This is a genomic window from Streptomyces sp. NPDC012508 (assembly GCF_042902595.1).
Lineage (GTDB): Bacteria > Actinomycetota > Actinomycetes > Streptomycetales > Streptomycetaceae > Streptomyces.
On the sequence record NZ_JBIBEO010000003.1, the window covers coordinates 527,936 to 551,518 of the forward strand.

Consider the following 23,583-nt stretch of genomic DNA (forward strand, 5'->3'; position numbering starts at 1 on the left):
GCCGACGTGCAGGAGGGAGGCCGTACCGTGCTGCTTCAGGCGATCGGGGCTCTGCTGCCCGCCGCACTCGCCGTCGCGCGCAGCCCCTTCCCGCTGATCGCCGTCGTGCTGATCCTGACCGGGCGGCACGGACGCCGCAACGGCACCCTGTTCGCTCTCGGCTGGGTCGCCGGACTCGCGGTCGTGGCCACTGTCGTCGTGGTGCTGTTCGGCGCGGCCGACGACCCCGACAGCACCTCGTCGTCGGTCGCGGACTGGGGCCGGGTGGTCGCCGGAGCCGCGCTGATCGTTGTCGGGGTGCGCAAGTGGCGGCTGCGGCCACGGCCGGGTGACGTGGTCGAGGAGCCGCGGTGGATGGCCCGGCTGGACGGCGTGACGCCATGGCGGTCGTTGAGGCTCGGTGCGCTTCTGGCGGGCGCCAACCCGAAGAACGTCGTCCTGACGGCGTCGGCCGCCACGGCGGTCGTCGAAGCGGGCCCCACGATGTCGATCTCGTGGTGGCCGTCGCCGTCTTCGTGCTCCTCGGTTCCTGCACCGTCCTCGGGGCCGTCGCCGTCGAGTTCGCCGGCGACCGGCGAGCGGAGGCCCTTTTGGACGGTGTCCGGCGGTTCATGGTCGCCAACAGCACCGTGATCATGGTGATCGTGCTGCTCCTCCTGGGCGCCGACGTGCTCGGCGACGGGCTCACCGGAATCGGCCGGTGACGCGGCCGCGCACCGGACGCCCGTCACGTCACGGTTGCCTCCTGACGGCCCGGCCGGCCAGGACATCCGTCCGCCTGCCGTCCTCGATCACGAACTTTCCGTCGATCAGGACGTGCGGGATGCCCACCGGGAGGGTGCGCGGGGCGGCGTACGTCGAGCCGGCCGCGACCGTCGCCGGGTCGAAGAGGACCAGGTCCGCGACGTAGCCCTCCCGGACCAGGCCCCGGTCCGGGAGGCGGAGCCGGGCAGCCGGGCGGGAGGTCAGGTGCGCCACGCACTCCTCCAGCGAGAGGACGCCCTCGTCCCGTGCGTACTTCCCCAGGTACTCCGGGAACGTCCCGTAAGCCCGCGGATGCGGCTTGAGGCCCTGGAGGATGCCGTCCGAGCCGCCCGTGTGGACCCGATGGCGCATGATCGTGCGGACGTTCTCCTCGTGCCCGACGTGCTGGAGGATCGTCGAGCCGAGCCGGTCCTCGATCAGCAGCCGGCGGGCCGTGACCCACGGCGCCTCGCCGCGTATCTCGGCGGACCGCGCGATCGTCCTGCCCACGAAGGACGCCAGAGCCGGGTCGCTCACCCCGGAGATCTCGATCGTGTCCCACTCGATCGGCACCCCGTGGCAGCCGTCCGAGCCGACCTCCTCCAGGTGGTGGCGGATGCGTTCCGAGGTCTCCGCGTCCTGGAGCCGCGCCAGGACCGCCTCCGGACCGCCCTCGCTCGCCCAGCTCGGCAGCATCGCCACGAGGGTCGTGCAGCCGGGCGTGTACGGGTAGGTGTCGAGGGTGATGTCGGCGCCCTGCTCCAGCGCCTCGTCGAGGAGGGCCAGGAGGTCCGGCGCCCGGCCCTTGTTCACACCGAAGTTCATCGTCGCGTGCGCCAGGTGCAGCGCGCAGCCCGCGTCCCGGGTGAGGGCGACCATCTCCGCGTACGCCTGGAGCGCACCGGCGCCGTACGAGCGGTGGTGCGGGCAGTAGTAGCCCCCGTACCCGGCCACGACCTTGCAGAGTTCGGCGAGTTCGGAATCAGGCGCGTACATGCCGGGGGTGTAGGTCAGGCCGGAGGACATGCCCACCGCGCCCTGCTCCATGCCCTCCGCGACGAGCTGCCGCATCCGGTCCGTCTCGGCCTCGGTCGCCGGGCGGTCGTCCCAGCCGACCGCGTACATGCGTACCGTCCCCTGGGGGATCAGATACGCCGCGTTCACCGCGATCCCGCGGTCGAGACGGTCCAGGTACTCGCCGACCGTGCGCCAGTCGAAGTCGATGTCGGACCCGTCGCCGTTCCAGCCCGTGATCGCCCGGCGGACCTCCGCGAGCGTGCGGTCGTCGACCGGCGCGTACGACAGCCCGTCCTGGCCCAGGACTTCGAGGGTCACGCCCTGCCCGGCCTTCGCGGTGTGCTCCGGGTCGCGGAGCAGCGCGAGGTCGCTGTGGGCGTGCATGTCGATGAAGCCGGGGGACAGCGCGAGGCCCTCGGCGTCCAGGACACGCCGGGCGGTGGGGCGCTGGCAGCCCGCCGCCGCGGCCTCCTTGACGATGGCGGCGATCCGGCCGCCGTCGACGGCGACGTCGGCGCGGTACGAGTCCCCGCCCGAGCCGTCGATGACGTCCACGTCGCGGATGACGAGGTCCATGGTGGCCGGCTCCTCTAGAAGAAGGTACGGATGTAGTCGACGACCGTGCCGTCCGCCTCGACCAGCGGGATCAGCTGCCACTTGTCGAAGGACGTACAGGGGTGGGACAGGCCCATGCCCAGCCAGTCGCCCACCTCGATCTCGGCGCCCGGCTCCGTCCGTACCCAGCCGTGCTGGTCGGAGAGGCCGGTGACCGCGATGCCGTCGGCGGGGCGGACCGCGCCCGTGCGGGCGTCGCGGACGACCTGCGCCTCGGGGAGGTGGAGGTCGTACGCGGCGTCGCGCTTGCCCGCGTTGGTGAACGCCTGCTCGGGCGTCGGGCGGGAGACGACCTGTGCCCAGAGCCGGAACGCGGGCTGGAGCGCGCCCTCGTCGGGGACCCGGTTGAACGGGGTGAGCTCGCGGTAGTGGCCGGAGTCGTGCGAGACGTAGGCGCCCGAGCGAAGCAACTTCAGTACGGGGAGAGAGAGTTCGGGGATCTCCGCGAAGACGTCGGCGACCGCGTCGAACCAGGCGCTGCCGCCCGCGCTGATCACGATCTCCTCGATCTCCGGGGAGAAGCGGCCGGCCTTGTCGAACTCCGCGGCGATGGCGGTCAGCCGTCGCAGCCAGGCGTGGACGCGGTCGGTGTCCGCCCGCGGGACCTCGCCCTCGTAGCCCGCCACGCCGACCAGGCGCAGGGTCGTGGTCGCGGCCACGGCGTCGGCGACGGCGGCGCAGTCCGCCTCCGTACGCGCTCCGGTACGGGCTCCCTCGCCGCCGCCGAGCTCGACGACGACGTCCACGGGGCGGCGGGCGCCCGCCTCGGTGAGCGCCGCGTCCATCAGCTCCACCCCGCGCACGGAGTCGACGTAGCAGACGAAGCGGAAGCCGGGATCCGCGTCGAGCTCGGCGGCCAGCCAGCGGAGGGCGGGGGCGTCGACGAGCTCGTTGGCGAGGAAGATCCGGGCGATGCCGTGGGCGCGGTAGACGCGGGCCTGGTGCGGGACGGCGGCGGTGATGCCCCAGGCGCCGTGCTCCAGCTGGCGGTCGAAGAGCTGCGGAGCCATCGAGGTCTTGCCGTGCGGGGCGAAGGCGAGACCGTGGCGTTCGGCGTACGTCTCCAGGAGGCGCAGGTTGTGCTCGAGGGACTCGGCGGAGAGCGCGAGGACGGGGGTGGTGAAGCCGCCCGTGAAGAGGTTGCGGCGCTGGGCGGCCAGCTCACCGACGGTCATGCCTTCGGCGTCCGGGGGCAGGGCCTTGAAGCGGTGGTCGACACGCTCGTTGGCCAGCTGGGGGGTGGGCCGGTCGGCGGGCATGGAGCCTCCTCGTCGAATGTTGCACGATGTGCAACGGTCATTGCGCATATCGCTTAAGGCTGTCTAACATCCGGGCCAACGCCGGGTCAATGGACCCGCATGACCGACGAGGAGTCCGCACGTGACCGGAGCCCCGCCCGTGGACGCGCCGCCCGTGGACGTCGTCTGCCTCGGCGAGTCCATGGTCACCTTTCTGCCCTCCCGGCCGGGCCGCCTCGCCGACGCCCCCTCCTTCGCCCGCACCATAGGCGGCGCCGAATCCAACGTCGCCTGCGCGCTGGCCGCGGCCGGACACCGCGTGAAGTGGGTGAGCCGGGTGGGCGCGGACGGCTTCGGCGACCACCTGGTGGAGGCGATCGGGGCGTACGGGGTCGATGTGTCGGCGGTGGGGCGGGACGCCGTGCGGCCCACCGGGATCTACTTCCGTACCGCTACGGACCGCGCGACGGCCGGGCACGAGGTCGCCTACTACCGGGCGGGGTCCGCGGCGTCGGCGATGTCGCCGGCGACGGTGGCGTGGGGCGACGTCTCGGACGGGCGGATCCTGCACCTGTCGGGCATCACCGCCGCGCTGTCGGAGGACAGCCTGGCGCTGATGCGGACGCTGACCGCACCGCGGGAGGGGCGGCCGGTCGTCTCCTTCGACGTGAACTTCCGCGCCGGGCTGTGGCGCGACGGCTCGGGACCCAGGGTGCTCCTGGAGCTCGCTCGGGGTGCGGACGTGGTGTTCGTGGGGGAGGACGAGGCGGAGGAGGCGTGGGGGCTTGTGGGGCCGGAGGCCGTACGGGGTGCGCTGCCTGAGCCGGGCGTGCTGGTCGTGAAGCGGGGTGCGGCGGGCGCGGTGGTCTTCGAGCGCTGCGCTGGGCCGTTCCCCACCCCGCCCCTTCCCGAACTGGGGGCTCCGCCCCCAGACCCCCGCGCCTCAATCGCCGGCGGGGCTGGATTTGCCCCCCGCGCCTCAAACTCCCCCCACGCCCAGGGGCGTGGGGGGACCCCCGGCGGGGCCGAATCCGGGGCTGGAGTTTCCGACACCGTCACCACCGTCCCCGCCCCCCGTGTCGACGTCGTCGCCCCCGTCGGTGCCGGTGACGCCTTCGCCGCCGGGTTCCTCTCCGCCACCCTCCGCGGGCTCGGCGCCACGGCCCGGATCAGGCACGGACACCTGATGGCCGCCGCCGCGCTCACCGTCCCCGGGGACCTGGGCGCCCCTGCCCGTACCGCACACGCCGACCGGCTCGTCGCTCTCGACGACGAGGGCTGGGGGAGACTGCACCTCGGCCCCGGCTGGACCGGGGAGGACCAGGAGGTACGTACGCCATGAGCCAGACCGTCGACCGCGCGCTCAGCATCCTGCCGCTGCTCGCCCAGGGGCCCGCCGACCTCGGACAGGTCGCCGACCGGCTCGGGGTGCACAAGTCCACCGCACTCCGGCTGCTCCGCACCCTGCACGAGCACGGCCTCGTCTACCGCCAGCAGGACCAGCGCTACCGCCTCGGCGCCCGCCTCTTCGCCCTCGCCCAGGAGGCCGTCGAGAACCTCGACATCCGGGAGATCGCGCACCCCCACCTCACCGCGCTCAACGAGCAGATCGGACACACCGTCCACCTCGCCGTGTACGAGGAGAGCGAGGTCCTCTACATCGACAAGGTCGAGAGCCGCTACCCCGTCCGGATGTACTCCCGCATCGGCAAGCCCGTCGCGATCACCGTCGCCGCCGTCGCCAAGCTGCTGCTCGCCGACCTCCCCGAGCCCGAGCGCCGCGCCGTCGCCGGCAAGCTCGACTACCCCATGTACACGCCCCGTTCGACCCCCAACGCGGCCGCCTTCCTCAAGGAGCTGGCGACCGTACGCGAACAGGGCTGGGCCACCGACCTCGGTGGCCACGAGGAGTCCATCAACTGCATCGGCGCCCCCATCCGCGGCGCCGACGGCCGCGTCGCCGCCGCCATGTCGGTCTCGGCGCCCAATGTGGTCGTGACGGCCGAGGAACTCCTCACCCTGCTCCCGCTGGTGCGCCGCACCGCCGACGCCATCAGCCGGGACTACTCAGGCAACACCCCTACCAAGGACCGGACATGACCGAGAAGATCGCCCTGACCCCCGCCACCCACACCGCCCCGCCCGCGAAGTTCTCGCACGGCGTCAAGAAGGGCAACATCCTCCAGGTCGCCGGCCAGGTCGGCTTCCTGCCCGCCGAGGAGGGCAAGGCACCCACCCCCGCCGGCCCCACCCTGCGCGAGCAGACCCTCCAGACCTTCGCCAACGTCAAGGCGATCCTGGAGGAGGGCGGCGCGAGCTGGGACGACGTGATGATGATGCGCGTCTACCTCACCGACGTCGACCACTTCGCCGAGATGAACGAGATCTACAACGCGTACTTCGAGGAGCAGGGCCTCAAGGCGCCCGCCTCGGCCCGTACGACGGTCTACGTCGGCCTCCCCAAGGGCCTCCTCATCGAGATCGACGCCCTCGCGGTCCTCGGCTGACCAGGACTGATCTTCCTGAAACCGCCGCTCCACGGCACGGCGTCCGCCCCGGGACGCCGTGCCGCGCTCCCCCCTACCCAAAAACGAGGCCCCCCTTGCTGCTCGCCGCCGCACCTCCCGCCGCCGAGACCCCACCCCACACGGGTGGTCTGCTGATGCTGATACCGGGTACCGCCGGACTGCTCACCGTCGCCGCCCTCGGTATCGCCCTCCTCCTCGTCCTGATCATCAAGGTCAGACTGCAGCCGTTCGTCGCGCTGCTCGCCGTCTCCATCAGCGTCGGCCTCGCCGCGGGACTCTCCGTCACCGAACTCTTCGGCACGGTCCAGAGGTCCGCCGCCACCTCCGTCATCGAGACCGGCATGGGCGGCATCCTCGGCCATGTCGCGATCATCATCGGCCTCGGCACCATGCTGGGCGCGATCCTCGAGGTCTCCGGCGGCGCCGAGGTGCTGTCCTCCCGCCTCCTCGGCCTCTTCGGCGAGAAGCGGGCGCCGCTGGCGATGGGTCTCACCGGACTGATCTTCGGCATCCCGGTCTTCTTCGACGTCGGCATCTTCGTCCTCGCGCCGATCGTCTACGCGGCCGCCAAGCGGTCCGGAAAATCGATTCTGCTCTACTGCATGCCGCTCCTCGCGGGGCTCTCCATGACCCACGCCTTCCTGCCGCCGCACCCCGGTCCCGTCGCCGCCGCGGGACTGCTCCACGTCTCGCTCGGCTGGGTCATCCTGATGGGCGTCGTCGTCGGCATCCCCGCCGTCCTCGCCGCCTGGGCCTACGCCGCCTGGATCGGCAGGCGCGTCTTCGTCGAGGTCCCGCAGGACATGGTCGAGGCCGCGGAGGACGCCAAGGCCCAGGTCGCCGCCGAGCGCAGGGACGGGGCGTCCGAGGCGCCCGTCTCCCTCGCCACCGTGCTCCTCATCATCGGTACGCCGCTGGTCCTCATCCTCGCCGCGACCTTCTCCTCCATCGCCCTGGACGAGTCGACCGTCCGCTCCGTGATCGAGTTCTTCGGCAACCCGTTCGTCGCCCTGACGATCGCGCTCCTCCTCGCGTACTACCTGCTCGGCATCCGGCGCGGCTGGTCCCGCAAGTCCCTGGAGCAGGTGTCCACGTCCTCCCTGAAGCCGGTCGGCAACATCCTGCTCGTGGTCGGTGCCGGCGGTGTCTTCGGCGCGGTGCTCAAGGCGAGCGGTGTCGCTCAGGCGCTCTCCGACACCTTCAACGACGTCGGTCTGCCGGTGATCGTCCTCGCCTACCTGATCTCGCTCGTCCTGCGCGTCGCACAGGGCTCGGCGACGGTCGCCATCGTCACGACCGCCGGCATCGTCCTGCCCCTGGTCGAGGGCGGCGACCACTCGCAGGCCTTCCTGGCCCTGGTCATCATGGCCATCTCGGCGGGCTCGATCTTCGCCTCGCACGTCAACGACGGCGGCTTCTGGATCGTGTCCAAGTACTTCGGCATCTCGGAGCGCGACACCCTGAAGTCCTGGACCGTCCTGGAGTCGGTCCTCTCCCTCGCCGGTTTCGCGGTCGCGGCCGCCCTGAGCCTGGCGGTCTAGCGCTCCGTACGGAGACGGGAGAAGGGCGCCCCGCAGACCCGGGGCGCCCTTCTCGTACCGTCAGCCCGAGCCGTCAGCCCAGGCCGTCGGCCCGAGCCGTCAGCCCGAGCCGTCAGCCCGCGCCGACGGCTCGTACCGTCAGCTTGTGCAGTACTGCGCCTGCTTGCCGATCGAGCGGTACATGCAGTCCGCGTTCTCCAGGAGCTGGAGGACGGCGTCCCTGTTGCGGCTCGTCTCGCGCTCGATCACCTCGTCGGGCGGGTAGAACCCGCCGTTCCAGGACGAGGCCGGATACATCTCGAAGGTGTAGCCGAAGATCTTGTGCGCGCCCCAGAGGTAGTCGTCGATCGACCCGTCCGTGATGTAGAGGTCGCTCGACTGCTCGGGGGTGTAGCCGTTGCTGGCCGCCATCTTCTGGCCGACGGTCGCGAACGCGTCGCGGTCGTCCTGGGTCAGGCCCGGCGCGGTGTTCGCGGTGGTCCAGCCGTAGGGCCAGAGCACCAGCTCGCTGTACGTGTGGAAGTCGATCGCCGCCCTGATCTGCTGCTTGCCGCCCACCACGCGCGAGCGGACGAAGTCGGCGACGACCTTCACCTCGGGAGCCGACTCGGGGGCCGTGCCCCGGTAGGTCTCGGAGCTCTTGGAGCCGGAGGAGCCGCCGCAGCAGCCCCACTTGTAGTCCCAGTTCCGGTTCATGTCCGTACCGACGTAGGACGAGCCGGAGTTGGGCTGCCGGTTCTTGCGCCAGCTGCGGTAGGAGCCGGAGGCGATGTCGTACTCGCCGCCGTCCGGGTTGAGGTCCGGCACGATCCAGATCTCGCGGTTGTTCACCATGTTCGTGACACGGCTGTCGGAGCCGTAGCCCGCGCCGAGCTCGCGCAGCAGGTACAGCGCCATCTCGACCGTCAGGTGCTCGCGGGCGTGCTGGTGGTGGGTGAAGAGGACCTCGGGCTCGGCCTCGTCCGTGCCGACGTTGTCGCTGATCTTGATGGCGACGATGTCCCGGCCCTGGTACGTCTTTCCGATGACCCGCTTGTTCATGATGTTCGGGTACTGGGTGAGGCGCTGGTCGATCTCCGCGTTCATCTCCGCGAAGTTGTGGTACTTCGAGTCGGCGGAGGGGAAGTCGAAGGGCTCGACGGCCATGCCCTTGACCGACCGGTCCGGCGGCGCGGGCAGCGCCTCCGGGCGGTGGCCGAGCGCGCGGAGCTTGCGCAGCTGGGCGGAGTTGGCGCTGACGACGACGCTGTGGTCGTCCGCCTCGTCGATCGAGACGCCGGTCGCGGCGAGCGCGGTGCGTTCGGCGACCGTGGACGGGCCGTGGATCTCGTACTGGCGGATCACTTCCTCGGTGGCGGCGGTCGGTTCCGAGTCGGCTCCGGCCTGGTACGCGCCGGCGGAGAGAGGCGCCGCGAGGGCGAGCGCCAGAAGGGCCGCGAGGGTGGCGGACCTTCTTCCGCGGGTTCGAAGTCGCATGCTGTCTCCTGGGTGGGGAGTGTGGGGGTGTGCGACAGGCTGTGCGGGTGTCCGGGCACATCCTCCGGCGGCTGACATGAACTGGTCAAGAGGAAGTTCGGCCATGCCCTCTTGTGCTGTCGCGTCGCACCCGCTTTGGTGACCTGGGCCAACCAGCAGATCACACACGACGGGTGAAAGGCGGTCGGGACATGGCGGAGATCGCTCGGGAGGAGGGCACCGGTGACACGGTCGCCCGCCCGCGCAAGGCCGCGTGGCGCTCCATAGGCCCCGGCATCGTGGTCGCGGCCACCGGCGTCGGCGCCGGAGACCTGGTCGCGACCCTGGTCGCGGGCTCGAAGTTCGGCTACACCCTGCTCTGGGCCGCCGTCATCGGCTGCCTCGTCAAGATCTCCCTCGCCGAGGCCGCGGGCCGCTGGCATCTCGCCACCGGACGCACCCTCTTCGACGGCTGGCGCAGCCTCGGCTCGTGGACCACCGTGTACTTCGTCGGCTACGTCGTCGTCTGGGGCTTCGTCTACGGAGCGGCCGCGATGTCCTCCAGCGCCCTGCCGCTCAGCGCGCTCTTCCCCGGCCTGATGGACCTCAAGGCCTGGGCGGTGCTGTGCGGTCTGGTCGGCCTGGTCTTCGTCTGGTTCAACCGGTACGCCGTCTTCGAGAAGGTCATGACCGTCCTGGTCGGCGTGATGTTCGTGGTCACCGTCTATCTGGCCGTCCGGGTCACGCCCCACCTCGGCGACGCCGTCGCCGGCCTGGTCCCCGTCCTCCCCGCCGGCTCCCTCGTCTACACCCTCGGCCTGGTCGGCGGCGTCGGCGGCACCATCACCCTGGCGGCGTACGGCTACTGGATCAACGCCAAGGGCTGGCGGGACAGTGGCTGGATGAAGGTGATGCGGCTCGACAACCGCGTCGCCTACGTCACCACCGGCATCTTCGTCGTCGCGATGCTCTTCGTCGGCGCCGAGCTGCTGCACTCCTCCGGCATCGCGATCGCCAAGGGCGACAAGGGGCTCCTCGACCTCAGCGGCGTCCTGTCCGAGCGGTACGGGAGCGCCACCGCGAAGCTCTTCCTGGTCGGCTTCTTCGCCACCTCGTTCACCTCGCTCATCGGGGTCTGGCACGGCGTCAGCCTGATGTTCGCCGACTTCGTGGCGCACTACCGGCCCGCCCTCGTCCCCGCCGGCACGGAACGCGACAAGTCGCTGCCGTTCCGCGCGTACCTCCTCTGGCTGACCTTCCCGCCGATCGCGCTGCTCTTCCTCGACCAGCCGTTCGGCCTCGTCATCGTGTACGGCGTGATCGGCGCCTTCTTCATGCCGTTCCTGGCGCTGACGCTGATCCGGCTCCTCAACTCCACCCGTACACCGGCCGAATGGCGCAACGGGCCGCTGAGCAACACGATGCTCGCGGGGGCCGGGCTGCTCTTCGTCGTCCTCTGCGTCCAGCAGGTGCGCGAACTGCCCTGGTGAGCGGGGCGCGCCCTGGCAAGTGGGGTGCGCCCTGGTGAGCGAGGTGCTCTGCCGAGTGGGGTGTACGCGCGCGAGCAGCGCCGCCGGGGGAGCGGCGGCGCTGCTCGTACGCGATGTCCCCGCTACGGGAGGTTGTGCACGTGCGGTCCGACCGCGTTGGACCAGGCGTTGCCGGCCGTCGCGTCCCAGTTGGTCGACCAGGTCATCGCACCGCGCAGGTTCGGCCAGGTCTGCGAGGGCTTGAACGAGCCGCAGTTGGTGCCGCGGGCCAGGCAGTCGAGCGCGTTCCGCACGATCGACGGGTCGACGTAGCCGCTGCCCGCGCCGCGGGTCGAGGCCGGCACACCGAGTCCGACCTGGGAGGCGTCGAGGCCGCCCTGGAGCTGGATGCAGGCGAGCGCGGTGAGGAAGTCCACCGAGCCCTGGCTGTACACCTTGCCGTCGCAGCCGAGCATCGAGCCACTGTTGTAGTACTGCATGTTGACGACCGTGAGGATGTCCTTCACGGCCAGCGCGGTCTTGAAGTACTCGGTGCCCGTGTTCTGCATGTCGATGGTCTGCGGGGCCATCGTCAGCACCATCGACGAACCGGCCTTGGCGGAGAGCTGGCGCAGCGCCTTCGTCAGGTACGTGGAGTTGATGCCGTGCTCCAGGTCGATGTCGACCCCGTTGAAGCCGTACTCCTGCATCAGGGCGTACGCGCTGTTCGCGAAGGCGGTGGCGGAGGCGTCACTGTTGATCGTGACGTTCCCCTTCTCGCCGCCGACCGAGATGATGACCGACTTGCCGGCCGCCTTCTTGGCCGCGACGTCGGCCTTGAAGTCGGCGACGGAGGCGTAGCCGACGGCCGGGTCGAGGTTGAAGACGATCTGGCCGGGCGTGGCCGTCGAGTCGGCGAAGGAGACGGCGATGATGTCGTACTGCGCCTGCACGTCCCGCAGCTTCTGGACGGTCGCGCCGTTGTTGAAGTTCTGCCAGTAGCCCGTCAGCGCGTGCTTGGGGACGGACGGGCCCGGGCCCGGGTTGGTGGTGCCGGTGCGGGCGGAGACGGCGGTCGACCGGGCCGACTCGCCCGCCGCGTTGGTGGCGGAGACCTGGAACTGGTACGAGGTGTTGGCGGCGAGGCCCGTCACGGTGGCCGAGGTGCCGGAGACGGTCTGCGCGAGCGCGCCGTCGCGGTAGACCTTGTAGCCGGTGGCGCCGGAGACCGCGTTCCAGCTCAGCGCGACCGAGGACGAGGTCACCGTGCCCGCGGCGAGGCCGGCCGGGGTCGACGGGACGACCGGGTCGGGGTCCGTGCCGCCGCCCCCGTCGGGGCCGAAGACGGAGACGTCGTCGACGTGGTAGGCCGCCTGGCCGTACCAGCCGTGGGTGTAGACGGTCACCGAGGTGGTGCTCGCGCCCGTGGTGAAGCTGGTGGTCAGCTGCTTCCAGGAGGAGCTGTCGGGGGTCCAGGTGGAGACGTCCGTGGTCCCGGTCCCGCTCGCGCCGAGGTAGGCGTACCCGCCCTGGACCCAGGCGCTCAGCGTGTACGTCGAGTTGGGCTTGACCGTGACGACCTGGCTGCAGCGGGCGTTGTCCTGGCCGGCCGGGGTCGCCTTGAGGGCGCCCGCCCCGGTCCGTACCGGCGAGGAGACCGCGGCGCCGCTGCCCGCGGTACAGGTCCAGTTGGCGGTGCCGGACTCGAAGCCCGCGTTCTTGGCCACGTTGACGTCCGCGGCCTGGGCGGTGCCCGCGCCGCCGACGAGAACGAGCCCGGAGCCGACGGCGAGCGCGAGGGCGCTGCCGATCCATCTGCGCGAGCGTGTGGTGGTGCGGTCCACTTTGCTGCCTCCGGTGGGGGAGTGTGGGGAGGGGTCGGGAACGGTGGCCACCGCTTGGGGGAACAAGCTGGTCCAGACCAATCGACTTGTCAAGACCTCTGGCGGGCCAGGGGCGTTGGCGGAGGCGGACTCGGGGCCGGGGCCGGGGCCGCGTGCGGCTGCGGGCGCGGACCTGTGCCGGGGCTCGGACACACGGGCCTGCGCGGGGCTGGGGTGCGGACCCATGCGGGGGGGCCCAGGCGGGGCCCACGCAGGGCCCATGCAGGGCCCAGTGTCAAGTCCCCCACAGGACCCGTTCGGGCCCAGATTTCTCGTTGTGCTTGGCGGATTGTGTGTTCACCACCCCGCGGGACGTGGATAAAGTGCAGAGGCACCGCCGTGCAGTGACGCGGTGAACGCAGTGAGTCATGGGGACATGGGGACGGGGAGCCCGACGTGCCGACAGCGATCGCGGTCACCAGCGCCGATCTGGTGCTGCCACCGACCGACCAGCAGACACCCACCGCCGCCGTCCTGCCCGCACTCGAGACCCGACCGCTCGCCCACGCCGTCGCCGACCTCCAACTCCTCCTCGACCGCTACGGCCATGTGATCGTGCTCTGCCCGACCTCCCTGCCGAAAGCGGCCGAACAGCGGCTGCACGCCGGCCGCGCCCTCCTGGAGAGCGACCGGATCGCCCTGGTCAAGACGGACCTGCCACCCCTCGGCGTCGCCGTCCTCGCCCGGCAGCTGCGCCAGCTCTCCGTCTGCGACTTCGGCCCCGGTGTCGTCGCCTCGGCGGCCAGGCTGCTCGCCCACTACATCTACGCCGGGGCCGTCCTCGGCTCGGTCGCCAAACTCGACCGCGTACCCGTCGGCCTGAAGTCCCACCTCAAGGGCTGGCTCCCCGGCTCCCAGTTCGCCGTCCTGGCCGGACCCGTACCGCAGCTCGTCCGCGTCGGACCGGGCGTCGAACCACCCGCGGGACCCGAGTTCGGCACCCAGCTCCTCCTGGCCAGAGGCCAGTTGCAGACCGACTGGCCCACCGGCACCCTCGCCCCGCGCTGGCAGGTCCAGGCCGTGCAGGAGGCGCCGCTGCCCGCCGAGTCGCCCGGCTGGTGGGGGACGGGACGGCTCGTGGAGTTCACCGCGTACCTGCCGGACATCGCCGTCCTCCACCGACTGGTCGCCTCCGTACGGCGGGAGACCTGCCACTGGTGCGGGATGGAACTCATCGGCGACCGCTGCGCCTTCTGCTGCGCCCCGCTCACCGCCCCCCTGCCGGGAGGATCGCACGCCGCCGGATCCCATGCCTCCGGACCGCCCTCCGCCGCGGCCCAGCCACGGGCGCTCCGGTCGTCCCGAGTGCCCCGGGCGCTCACGTCCCCCGTCCGCTGAGCCACACGTACCCCCGATCGAGGTTGTCCGGCAATGAACTCCCGCCAGCGTCGCGGCGTCATCCTCCTGCTGCTGTCCGTCCTGTGCGCCCTCGCTGCCTTCGCCGGAGTCCTCTCGGTGATCGACGACGTGAACTCCAAGGTCGGACCCGAGGTGACGGCGTACCGGATCAAGGGCAAGGTGAAGCCCTACACCCCGCTGAACGCCGGGCAGTTCGAGAAGATCTCGATGCCGCAGCGCTGGCTTTCGGACACCGCCGTCACCGATCTCGACCAGATCAAAGGGAAGATCGCCGTCACCACCCTCGAATCCGGCTCGATCCTCCAGTCCGACATGATCGTCCCGCGCCCCGCGCTCCAGCCCGGCCAGCAGGAGATCGCCATCATGATCGACGCCGCCACGGGGGTCGCCGGCAAGATCACCCCCGGTGCCACGGTCAACATCTACGCCACGTTCGCCGGCGAGAAGGGCGGCCAGGCCGCCCAGTCCAAAGTCATCGTGAGCAACGCCCGCGTCCTCGACGTCGGCGAACTCACCCCCATCTCCGACCGCACCGACCGGAGCAGCCGCCCCACCGAGGCCGTCCCGATCACCTTCGCGCTCTCCACGATCGACACCCAGCGCGTCGCCTACGCCGAGTCCTTCGCCGAACACGTACGGCTCGCCCTCGTCGCGCCCGGCAGCGAGCCCACCCTCGCCCCCGGCGACCGCACCTACACGCTCGACAAGGACAAGTGAGGCCGGTATGACCACCAGGATCCTGCCGGCCGTCGCCGACCCCGACGCGGCCCGGACCGTCACCAGCCTGCTCAGCCAGCTCCCCGACGCCGAACCCGCCCCGCCCGTCGCCGACTCCACCCAGCTCGTCGACACCCTCGCCCGGCTGGCCGCCGAGTCCGTCGCCGAACTCCCCGAAGTCGTCCTGGTCCACGAACGGATCGGCCCGGTCCCCGCCCTCGAACTGGTCCGCGAGGTCGCCCTCCGCTTCCCCGCCGTCGGCGTCGTCCTCATCACCGCCGACGCGAGCCCCGTGCTCTTCTCCGCCGCCATGGACTCCGGCGCCCGAGGCCTCGTCACCCTCCCGCTCGGATACGAGGAGCTGGCCAGCCGCGTCCAGGCCGCCGCCCAGTGGTCCGTCGGGGTCCGCCGCCACCTCGGCGGCGGCGCCGACGTCCTCACCGGCCCCGGCGGCACCGTGGTCACCGTCAGCGGCGCCAAGGGCGGCGTCGGCACCACCCTCACCGCCGTCCAGCTCGCCCTCGCCGCCCGGGCCTCCGGCCGCAACGTCGCCCTCGTCGACATGGACCTCCAGGGCGGCGACATCGCCTCGTACCTCGACGTCCAGTTCCGCCGCTCGGTCGCCGACCTCGCGGCCGTCGACGACATCGCGCCCCGCGTCCTCCAGGACGCCCTGTACGTCCACGAGACCGGCATCGCCCTGCTCCTCGCCCCCGCGGAGGGCGAACGCGCCGAGGACGTCGCCGACCGCTCCGCCCGCCAGATCGTCAGCGCGCTGCGCTCCCGCTACGACGTCGTGGTCGTCGACTGCGGCACGTACCTCAACGGCGCCAACGCGGCAGCCGTCGAAATGGCCGACACGGCGCTCCTGGTCACCACACCCGACGTCGTCGCGGTGCGGGCGGCGAAGCGGACGGTACGGATGTGGGACCGCCTCCAGATCCGCAAGGCGGAGGAGACCACCCTCCTGGTGAACCGGTACACACGGGCCACCGAGATCCAGCCCGCCCTCATCCAGAAGATCACCGGGACCCGGATCGCGGGCGTCGTGGTCCCCGCCAACTTCAAGGAGCTGCAAGGCGCCGTCGACGCCGGCCGCATGCACGAACTCGACGCCAGGTCCAGCGTCAAGCAGGCCCTCTGGTCGCTGGCCGGCGAACTGGGACTCGTCGGCGCCCCCGGGCAGAGCGGTCAGGGCGGCCGGGCCGGGCAGGGCGGTCGCGGCGGGCAGGGCGGTCGCGGCGGGCAGGCCGCGGTCGCGGGCGGGACGGGGAAGCAGCTCGCGCGGCTGACCCGCGGCAAGGGCGGGCGCTGAGCCATGCCGGCTTCCGGGCGTACACCGCGGGACGACCGAGGGCAGGTGGCCGTCGAGTTCCTCGGCATGGTCCCGCTGATCCTGCTCACGCTCGTCCTGCTCTGGCAGTGCGTCCTGGTCGGCTACACCTTCACGCTGGCCGGGAACGCGGCGGACGAAGCGGCCCGGGTCTGCGCGGTGGACGGCGACTACGAGGCGGCGGGGAAGCGGCACGTGGGCGAGTCGTGGTCGGCGCAGGTGGGCTGCACGACGGCAGGAGACCTGGCCCAGGCGACGGTGGAGCTGAAGGTCCCGGTCCTCTTCCCCGGTGCGATCGACTTCCCCTTCACCGTGCCCGCCGAGGCCGGAGCCGTGAAGGAAGAGGAGCCCCGGCCATGAGGAAGCCACGCGACCGGGGTCAGGTCGCCGTCGAGTACCTCGGCTTCCTGCCCATCCTGCTCCTCGTCGCCCTCGCCGGCATCCAGCTCGGCATCGTCGCGTACGCCGCACAGCAGGCGGGCACCGGCGCACGGGCAGCCGCGCGGGCCGGCACGCTCGACGAGGCGACACTCGACCCGCAGAGGGCGGGCCGCGCCGCGATGAGCGACTGGGTCGCCGAACGCAGCCGCATCTCCCCTTCGGAGGGATCCGGTGAGTTCACGGCGACCGTGACCGTACGGATCCCGTCCGTCGTCCCCTTCTGGGACGGATTCGGGTCCGTGACGAGGAGCGCCACCCTGCCCCTGCCCGAGGAGGACGAGTAGCCATGAGTCTGCGGGCCCGTATCAGCACCCCCGACGAGACCGGTGCCGGAGGAGCCAGGGAGGACGGTCACCTCGTCGCCACCTTCCGCGCCAAGCTCCTCGAGGAGATCGACCTCACCGAGATGTCGGCCCTCGCCGCCGCCGAGCGCCGTGCGCGCCTCGAACGCGTCCTCGGGCACATCATCAGCCGCGAGGGCCCGGTCCTCTCCACCGCCGAACGGGCCCAGCTGATCCGCCGCGTCGTCGACGAGGCGCTCGGCCTCGGCGTCCTCGAACCGCTCCTCGAAGACGCCTCCATCACCGAGATCATGGTCAACGGCCCCGACCAGATCTACATCGAGCGGGCGGGCCGGGTCGAACTCCTCCCCCTCCGCTTCGCCTCCCACGAACAGTTGATGCAGACCATCGAGCGGATCGTCTCCACCGTCAACCGGCGCGTCGACGAATCCAATCCGATGGTCGACGCCCGGCTGCCGTCCGGCGAGCGCGTCAACGTGATCATCCCGCCGCTCTCCCTGACCGGGGCGACCCTCACGATCCGCCGCTTCCCCCGCGCGTACACCCTGCGCGAGATGGTCGGCCTCGGCTCGCTCGACGAACAGATGGTCCTGCTGCTCGCCGGACTCGTCCAGGCCAAGTTCAACGTGATCGTCTCCGGCGCCACCGGCACCGGGAAGACCACCCTCCTCAACGCGCTCTCCGAACTGATCCCCGAGGGCGAACGAGTCATCACCATCGAGGACTCGGCCGAACTCCAGCTCCAGCAGTCCCACGTCATCCGCCTGGAGAGCCGCCCACCGAACATCGAAGGCCGCGGCCAGGTCACCATCCGCGACCTCGTCCGCAACTCCCTGCGCATGCGCCCCGACCGCATCATCGTCGGCGAGGTCCGCGGAGGCGAGACCCTCGACATGCTCCAGGCGATGTCCACCGGACACGACGGCTCACTCGCCACCGTCCACGCCAACTCGGCCGAGGACGCCCTCATGCGGCTCCAGACCCTGGCGTCGATGTCCGAGGTCAAGGTCCCCTTCGAAGCGCTCAGGGACCAGATCAACAGCGCCGTCGACGTCCTCGTCCAGCTCACCCGGCACGCCGACGGCACCCGCCGCGTCACCGAGATCGCCGTCCTCGCGTCGAACGGACGCGAGCGCTTCACCCTCGCCACCGTCTGCGCCTTCCGCGCCCGGCCGCTCGCGGCCGACGGACGCGTCTACGGCGTGTACGAGTACCACCCGCTGCCCCGCCGGGTCGCCGACCGGCTCTACCTGGCGGGCCAGCCGATCCCACAGGCCTGCGGCGTCGCCGCGTCCGACGACCAGCTCGCCACCCGAGAAGCGAAGTAGCGGGGGCGGAGATGAGACGGAGGCATGCGGAGTGAGGCGGAGGCAGGCGGAGGCATGCGGAGTGAAGCGGCGTGAGCGGAGGCAGGCGGACATGAGGAGTGAGGCGGAGATGAGGCGGAGATGAACTCACTCACCTGGCTGGTGACCGGCGTCGCGCTGCTCGCCTGCGTCCTCGGAGTGCTCGGCGTCCGCCTGTACGCGCGTGGGGCCGCCGACCGGGCCGCCCTCGTCGCACGGCTGACCCAGAGCGGCGGCCCGGAGAACACCGGCCGCCGCAGACGAAGCTTTCGCGGCATCGACCGGCGCGTACGGCGCACCACGTTCGGACGGAAACTGGAGCTGCGGATCTCCGCCACCGGCCTCGACGTGACGCCCGGCGAGTTCGTCGTCGCGATGGCGATGCTCGTGATCGCGCTGTGGACCGCCGGTCAGGCCGCGCTCTCCCCGTTCTTCGGTCCGATCTGCGGACTCCTCGGCCTGTGGGTGGCCATCGGCTTCCTCAACTGGCAGCGCCAGAAACGCATCGAGAAGTTCATCAACCAGCTGCCCGAGCTGTCACGGATCCTCGCCAACGCCACCCAGGCCGGACTCGCCCTGCGCATGGCGCTCAGCATGGCCGCCGACGAGATGGAGGCACCGGCCGGCGACGAACTGGAGAAGGTCGCCCAGCAGCTCGCCGTCGGCACCTCCATCGACGACGCCCTGGGCGAACTCGCCGAACGCCTCCCCTCCCGCGAACTGGTCGTCCTCGTCACCACCCTCGTCCTCGCCAACAAGGCGGGCGGCACCGTCGTCTCCTCGCTGCGCAACCTCACGGAGACCCTGGAGGAACGCAAGGAGACCCGCAGGGAAGTCCGTACACAGCTGTCCCAGGTGAGCATGACGGCGTACGCGGTCCCGGTCATCGGCATCGGCTCGCTGCTCCTCATCGACAACATGCAGCCGGGAGCGCTCGACCGGATGACCGGCTCGGGCCTCGGCCAGTTCGCCGTCGTCACCGCCTTCGCGCTGTACGTCGTCGGCTTCGTCATCATCCGCCGCTTCTCGAAGATCGATGTGTGAGGAGGCTGGACATGGAGCTTCTCCTCGCCCTGACCGCCGCCGTCTCCGTGGCCGGGATCTGCTACGGCATCCGCCTCTACCGGGCCGACGCCAAACTCCCCGACGACCTGCAACTCGCCCTGGAGGTCGGCTCCACGCGCACCGGCGCCGTCGACTCCGTCGTGGACCGGCTCGGCATGCGCTACTCCGCCGCCGTCCTGCGCGCGATGGGACCCAAGCGGGTCAACGCCGTCCGCCGCCGCATCGACCTGGCGGGCAACCCCGGCGGGCTGACCATAGACCGGTACGGAGCCCGGCGCGCCGTCTACGGCTTCCTAGGCGGCCTCGGCGGCCTGATCATGCTCTCCGAGGGTGACGTACTCGTCGCGCTGCTGCTCTTCGCCTTCGGCGCCTTCTGGACCGAGGTCGGCATCTGGTCGGCGATCCGCATCCGCAAGGACCAGATCGAGCGGACGCTGCCGGACTTCCTCGACGTCCTCGCGGTCGTCGTGTCGGCCGGTCTCGGCTTCCGGCAGGCGCTCGACCGGGTGGCGGACCAGTACGAAGGGCCCTGGTCGGACGAACTCCGCATCACGCTGCGCCAGATGGACATGGGCGTGAGCCGGCGGGAGGCCTTCGACGAACTGCGCCGACGGAACGACAGCGAGCAGGTCGCCCAGTTCGTCACGGCGCTCCAGCAGGGCGAGGAACTGGGCGCGCCGATCGTGGAGACGCTGATACAGATCGCCAACGACATGCGGAGGACGGACGCGCAGAACGCCCGCCGGAAGGCCGCGAAGGCGGTCCCCAAGGCGACGATGGTGATCACGACGCTGATGGTCCCGGCGACGATGATCCTGCTGGGCGCGGGTCTGTTCCTGGGTACGGGGACGAACCTCGGATCGATCACAGGGGAGTGACGCGGTGACGACGACCCTGCACGGCGCCGAGGGGGTGGGCGCGCGATGACCCTGACCGTGGTCGTCGCCGACGACAACCCCGTCGTACGGGCGGGCGTGCGGGCCCTGCTCGACGCCGCCGGTACGGGCATCCGCGTGGTCGCGGAGGCCCCCGACGGCCGCACGGCGATGGACGAGACGCGCCGCCACCGCCCGGACGTGGTCCTCCTCGACGTCCGCATGCCGGTGGTCGACGGCCTGACGGCCCTGCCGCACCTGGTGCGGGTGGCACCCGTGCTGATGCTGACGTACAGCGGCGAGAGCGAAGTGGTCCAGGAGGCGCTGCGGCTGGGCGCGGGAGGCTACCTGGTCCACGGCGAGTTCACGGCCGAGGAACTGGTCACGGCGGTCTGCGACGTACGGGCGGGCCGGGCACGGTTCACACCGACGGCGGCGAACGCGTTGGTGGGGGTGGTGCGAGGTGCGACTGCACATGGTCGCGCAAGGCCAATCGTCTCGGATTCACTGCGATTTGGTGGAATGCCTTCGCAGGTGCAATCAAATGTGGCACGCTTTGGGCTGAGCGTGAGGGAGGGGGAGGTGATGGACCTGATCGCGTCGGGCCTCAACAACCGGCAGATCGCCGACACGTGCTTCATCAGCGAGAAAACGGTCAAGAACCACATCAACCGCATCTTCGCGAAACTCCACGCCACCTCCCGCAGCGAAGCCATAGCGGCCTGGCTGGGCACGCGGGCGGCGTCATGACCACCGGCACGAGATGGGCCCGGGTTTGGGCCTACGGGCCCTGTGGGGAGGAGGGGTTGGGGGCGTACCGTGCGCCTGCCGAGCTCGGCATCGGCACGGGGACGTACGAATCCGGAGGGGACGACCATGAGCGACCTCATGCTGAAGGCTGCGACGAGGGCGAAGGTGCACTTCGGCGGCTGGCTCCGCACCAGGGCGGCGAACGACCGCGGGCAGACGGCGGTCGAGTACCTGGGGATCATCGTGGTGGTGGTGGCGATCGTGGTGGCGATCAGCGGCACGAGTATCGGCAGCTCCATCAAGGGTGCGATCACAAACAAGATCGCCGAACTCATGGACTAGTGCTGTTCGGCAGAGACAAGGACTCAGGGCAGGCGTTCCCCATCTACATCACCGTGATGGCGGGCCTGCTCTTTCTCGCGTTCGCGTACTTCGCCGTCGGCCAGGCCGCAGCGAACCGAAGCGGCGCCCAAACGGCTGCCGACGCCGCAGCGCTGGCGGCGGCCCAAGACGCTCGCGACCAACTGCGGGACGGCTGGCTGGGGGTCATCCTGGACCCCGCGCAATGGAGTGATTTCCTCTCGGGCGGGGAGTACGACGAGTACGCCGCCTGTCAGCGCGCGGCATCGTTCGCTGCGAAGAACGACGCGAATCTCTCGGGCGAGGGGTGCGTCCCGCTCACCTTCGGCGAGCACGGCTTCCGGGTGGAAGTGCGCGCCCTCGACAGCGTCGGACGATCGGTGATCCCCGGTACGGAAAGTCAGCACGCCACGGCGACAGCCACGGCCGTGATCGAGCCGCTCTGCACCTTCGACGCTCCTGAACCGACCGTGGAGCCCGAACCGCCCGCACCGCCTGATCCGCCCGAAGAACCCGAGCCGGATCCGAGCCCCACGCCGACAGAACCCGACCCGATTCTCGGTCTCACATGCGACGGTGTCCCCTGGACGATCGACCCCGACCGGCCGGAGCTCCCCACCGTCGCCGACCTCTTCATCGTTCGACTGGCCGACTGACAAACGAAGGATTCCCGTTCATGAGTGTTCGGTACGCAACGACGGCCCTCAGGAGGTGGGCCGTGGCGGTCACCGCGGCCGGCCTGGTCCTCGGCGTAGCCGGCTGCGGCAGCGAGGACGAGCCTCCGAAGAGTCAGCCGCCCGTGAGCTCTGCGGCTCCGAGCAAGAGCGAAGGCAACGAGAAGCCCCAGTCGGAAGCGCCGGAAGAGGTGCTGGCCGTACTCAAAGGGCCGAACGGCTTCGAACTGACGATCACCTCGGCCAAGCGCGACCCGGGCGGCTTCCTCACGATCAAAGGCCGATTGAAGAACACGGGAGACAAGGGACAGGCAGTCCCCGAGATGAGGGGTGACGAGACTGAAGTACTGAAGCACGGCGATTCCCTAGGCGGCGCGACTCTGGTGGACGGAGTGGCGAAGAAGCGCTACTACGTCCTCCGTGACACGGACGGACGGCCCTTGACCACGACTGGCCTCGCCTTGGTCGGCGCCCAGGAATCGGCCGAAGTCTTCATGCAGTTCCCCGCCCCCGCGGAAGGAACTACCGAAGTGACCTTCCAGCTCCCCACCTTCGAACCCGGCACCATCAAACTCTCCTGACGGACGCCGCCATGACTCCCCACCGCCTCGCCGCCCTCGCCGCCTTCACTCTCGTCCTCTACGTCGGCGGAGCCACCCCCGCCCTCGCCGACGATCCCTCCAACTCCACCTCCAGCGCCTCCCCGCCCCCCGCGATCGACGCCAACTCGCCCGAACTCATGCTTCCCGACGGGGCTACCCTCGACGCGCCCAAGGTTCTCGACATCAAGCAGGTCGTCGAGGAAGAGGGCGGGGAGCAGAGGCGGGAGGACACCAACGTCGACGTGACCTTCGCGCTCCAGGCCGAGGTGCTCTTCGGCAAGGACAGTGCCAAGCTCAGCCCCGCCGCCACCGCCCGTATCGCCGCCATCGCCGTGGAGATCAACAAGCAGAACTCCAGCCGCGTCCGCGTCTTCGGATTCACCGACAACCTCGGGACGTACGAGCACGGTCTCAAGCTCTCCAAGCAGCGCGCCGACGCCGTGCAGCAGGAGCTGTCCAAGACCCTCGATCCGGGGAAGACCTTCGACATCCGCGGATACAGCGAGGACTACCCGATCGCCGACAACGCCACCGAGGAAGGCCGCACCAAGAACCGTCGCGTCGAGATCTCGTTCCCCCGAACCACGCCCTAGCGCTGCGCTGGCCCGCAAGACTCGCGTGTGGCGCTTTCAAACTGCCTGCCAGCTAAGGACTTTGGCGTATTCGCGTCGCCGGTACGGAAGTAGAGTGACAAGGTGACCGCTCTTCCGGAAGACCGATCGCGACCGATCGGCGACGACGACCGCGACACGGCTGTGCGGCGCCTGCAGGAGGCGTACGCCGAAGGGCGCGTCTCGCACGAGGACCTGGACGAGCGCCTCCACCAGGTACTCACCGTCAAGACGCGCGGCGAGCTCGCGTCCGCTCTGGCCTCGCTCCCGGAGGAGAAGGCCATCACGACGTCCACGATCGGCGCCGCGAGCGGACGGATCAAGCGGCGCGGTGCGTGGCGGGTCCCTCGGAGCCTGAAGGTCGAATCCGCGTTCGGCCGGTTGCATCTGGACCTGTCCCAGGCGGTCATCGAACATTCGGCGGTCGACATCGAGCTTCAGCTCGGTACGGGCCGGGCGAAGATCACGGTGCCTCGCGACGCGATCGTCGAGATGGAGGATCTGACCACCGGGTGGAAGGACGTGCGCTACAAGCCCCCGCAGGGCTCCCGCCCGGGCGGGCCGAGGATCCGGATCTCCGGGGCCATGGGATACGGACGGCTGAAGATCCGCCACGCGCGGCGCTGAGGTTCCCCCGCGCCGCCCGCCGCCCGCCGCC

24 protein-coding genes are annotated in these 23,583 nt (G+C 70.8%); 20 read left to right on the forward strand and 4 right to left on the reverse strand.

Annotated features, from left to right (window positions below; genetic code table 11):
- Positions 1-27 precede the first annotated feature (27 nt).
- Complete coding sequence (locus tag ACFY8U_RS12880) at positions 28-633, forward strand: GAP family protein (protein WP_389569200.1); 606 nt, start codon at positions 28-30, stop codon at positions 631-633.
- Between the two features lie 99 nt (positions 634-732).
- Here the strand turns inward: ACFY8U_RS12880 and ACFY8U_RS12885 are convergent, their stop codons facing one another.
- On the reverse strand, positions 733-2,337 hold the full coding sequence (locus ACFY8U_RS12885; RefSeq protein ID WP_389569202.1) for an amidohydrolase family protein: 1,605 nt from the start codon (positions 2,335-2,337) through the stop codon (positions 733-735).
- Positions 2,338-2,351: 14 nt separating this feature from the next.
- The gene (locus ACFY8U_RS12890) at positions 2,352-3,635 is read right to left on the reverse strand and encodes an amino acid deaminase (RefSeq protein WP_389569205.1); all 1,284 of its coding nucleotides are present in this window, start codon (positions 3,633-3,635) and stop codon (positions 2,352-2,354) included.
- Between the two features lie 181 nt (positions 3,636-3,816).
- On the opposite strand from ACFY8U_RS12890, the gene ACFY8U_RS12895 reads away from it, so the two are divergent.
- The 4 genes from ACFY8U_RS12895 (at position 3,817) to ACFY8U_RS12910 (ending at position 7,683) form a co-directional block, all read left to right on the forward strand.
- Positions 3,817-4,956 (forward strand): sugar kinase, encoded by a 1,140-nt coding sequence (locus tag ACFY8U_RS12895; RefSeq protein WP_389569726.1) that lies wholly within the window; start codon positions 3,817-3,819, stop codon positions 4,954-4,956.
- On the forward strand, positions 4,953-5,714 hold the full coding sequence (locus ACFY8U_RS12900; RefSeq protein WP_361596878.1) for an IclR family transcriptional regulator: 762 nt from the start codon (positions 4,953-4,955) through the stop codon (positions 5,712-5,714). Before ACFY8U_RS12895 ends, ACFY8U_RS12900 begins: the two co-directional genes overlap by 4 nt.
- Positions 5,711-6,121, forward strand: coding sequence for a RidA family protein (locus tag ACFY8U_RS12905; RefSeq protein ID WP_361436022.1), 411 nt, complete (start codon positions 5,711-5,713; stop codon positions 6,119-6,121). Before ACFY8U_RS12900 ends, ACFY8U_RS12905 begins: the two co-directional genes overlap by 4 nt.
- Before the next feature lie 95 nt (positions 6,122-6,216).
- On the forward strand, positions 6,217-7,683 hold the full coding sequence (locus ACFY8U_RS12910) for a GntP family permease (RefSeq protein ID WP_389569207.1): 1,467 nt from the start codon (positions 6,217-6,219) through the stop codon (positions 7,681-7,683).
- A 138-nt stretch (positions 7,684-7,821) separates the two neighbouring features.
- Here the strand turns inward: ACFY8U_RS12910 and ACFY8U_RS12915 are convergent, their stop codons facing one another.
- A complete protein-coding gene (locus tag ACFY8U_RS12915; protein WP_361668120.1) occupies positions 7,822-9,159 on the reverse strand; it encodes a M14 family metallopeptidase in 1,338 nt (445 codons plus the stop codon).
- Between the two features lie 191 nt (positions 9,160-9,350).
- On the opposite strand from ACFY8U_RS12915, the gene ACFY8U_RS12920 reads away from it, so the two are divergent.
- Positions 9,351-10,628, forward strand: coding sequence for an Nramp family divalent metal transporter (locus ACFY8U_RS12920; protein ID WP_389569210.1), 1,278 nt, complete (start codon positions 9,351-9,353; stop codon positions 10,626-10,628).
- A 122-nt stretch (positions 10,629-10,750) separates the two neighbouring features.
- Here ACFY8U_RS12920 and ACFY8U_RS12925 read toward each other — a convergent pair whose 3' ends face one another.
- On the reverse strand, positions 10,751-12,451 hold the full coding sequence (locus ACFY8U_RS12925) for a chitinase (RefSeq protein WP_389569213.1): 1,701 nt from the start codon (positions 12,449-12,451) through the stop codon (positions 10,751-10,753).
- Positions 12,452-12,886: 435 nt separating this feature from the next.
- On the opposite strand from ACFY8U_RS12925, the gene ACFY8U_RS12930 reads away from it, so the two are divergent.
- The 14 genes from ACFY8U_RS12930 (at position 12,887) to ACFY8U_RS12995 (ending at position 23,552) form a co-directional block, all read left to right on the forward strand.
- Positions 12,887-13,828, forward strand: coding sequence for a hypothetical protein (locus ACFY8U_RS12930; RefSeq protein ID WP_389569216.1), 942 nt, complete (start codon positions 12,887-12,889; stop codon positions 13,826-13,828).
- Between the two features lie 33 nt (positions 13,829-13,861).
- The gene (gene cpaB, locus ACFY8U_RS12935) at positions 13,862-14,566 is read left to right on the forward strand and encodes a Flp pilus assembly protein CpaB (protein ID WP_389569219.1); all 705 of its coding nucleotides are present in this window, start codon (positions 13,862-13,864) and stop codon (positions 14,564-14,566) included.
- A gap of 7 nt (positions 14,567-14,573) precedes the next feature.
- Positions 14,574-15,881: a CpaE family protein gene (locus tag ACFY8U_RS12940; RefSeq protein WP_389569222.1), complete on the forward strand. Its 1,308-nt coding sequence runs from the start codon at positions 14,574-14,576 to the stop codon at positions 15,879-15,881.
- A 45-nt stretch (positions 15,882-15,926) separates the two neighbouring features.
- Positions 15,927-16,259 carry a TadE/TadG family type IV pilus assembly protein gene (locus ACFY8U_RS12945; protein ID WP_389569225.1) on the forward strand — a complete coding sequence of 111 codons (333 nt, stop codon included), beginning with the start codon at positions 15,927-15,929 and terminating at the stop codon, positions 16,257-16,259.
- On the forward strand, positions 16,256-16,624 hold the full coding sequence (locus ACFY8U_RS12950; RefSeq protein WP_389569227.1) for a TadE family protein: 369 nt from the start codon (positions 16,256-16,258) through the stop codon (positions 16,622-16,624). The genes ACFY8U_RS12945 and ACFY8U_RS12950 overlap by 4 nt, the downstream gene beginning before the upstream one ends.
- Positions 16,625-16,626: 2 nt before the next feature.
- Complete coding sequence (locus tag ACFY8U_RS12955; protein WP_389569230.1) at positions 16,627-17,970, forward strand: CpaF family protein; 1,344 nt, start codon at positions 16,627-16,629, stop codon at positions 17,968-17,970.
- A 120-nt stretch (positions 17,971-18,090) separates the two neighbouring features.
- Positions 18,091-19,032 carry a type II secretion system F family protein gene (locus ACFY8U_RS12960; RefSeq protein ID WP_389569233.1) on the forward strand — a complete coding sequence of 314 codons (942 nt, stop codon included), beginning with the start codon at positions 18,091-18,093 and terminating at the stop codon, positions 19,030-19,032.
- 11 nt (positions 19,033-19,043) lie between these two features.
- Positions 19,044-19,931, forward strand: a complete 888-nt coding sequence (locus tag ACFY8U_RS12965; RefSeq protein ID WP_361436046.1) for a DUF5936 domain-containing protein — start codon at positions 19,044-19,046, stop codon at positions 19,929-19,931.
- Between the two features lie 45 nt (positions 19,932-19,976).
- Positions 19,977-20,678: a response regulator gene (locus ACFY8U_RS12970; protein ID WP_389569236.1), complete on the forward strand. Its 702-nt coding sequence runs from the start codon at positions 19,977-19,979 to the stop codon at positions 20,676-20,678.
- Between the two features lie 126 nt (positions 20,679-20,804).
- Positions 20,805-21,020 carry a Flp family type IVb pilin gene (locus ACFY8U_RS12975; RefSeq protein WP_389569239.1) on the forward strand — a complete coding sequence of 72 codons (216 nt, stop codon included), beginning with the start codon at positions 20,805-20,807 and terminating at the stop codon, positions 21,018-21,020.
- The gene (locus tag ACFY8U_RS12980; protein WP_389569242.1) at positions 21,020-21,694 is read left to right on the forward strand and encodes a pilus assembly protein TadG-related protein; all 675 of its coding nucleotides are present in this window, start codon (positions 21,020-21,022) and stop codon (positions 21,692-21,694) included. The genes ACFY8U_RS12975 and ACFY8U_RS12980 overlap by 1 nt, the downstream gene beginning before the upstream one ends.
- A 62-nt stretch (positions 21,695-21,756) precedes the next feature.
- The gene (locus tag ACFY8U_RS12985) at positions 21,757-22,293 is read left to right on the forward strand and encodes a hypothetical protein (RefSeq protein WP_389569244.1); all 537 of its coding nucleotides are present in this window, start codon (positions 21,757-21,759) and stop codon (positions 22,291-22,293) included.
- Positions 22,294-22,304: 11 nt separating this feature from the next.
- Positions 22,305-22,907: an OmpA family protein gene (locus ACFY8U_RS12990; RefSeq protein WP_389569247.1), complete on the forward strand. Its 603-nt coding sequence runs from the start codon at positions 22,305-22,307 to the stop codon at positions 22,905-22,907.
- 102 nt (positions 22,908-23,009) lie between these two features.
- Entirely contained in the window at positions 23,010-23,552 is a 543-nt protein-coding gene (locus ACFY8U_RS12995; RefSeq protein WP_389569250.1) for a DUF1707 domain-containing protein, read from the forward strand.
- Positions 23,553-23,583 lie beyond the last annotated feature (31 nt).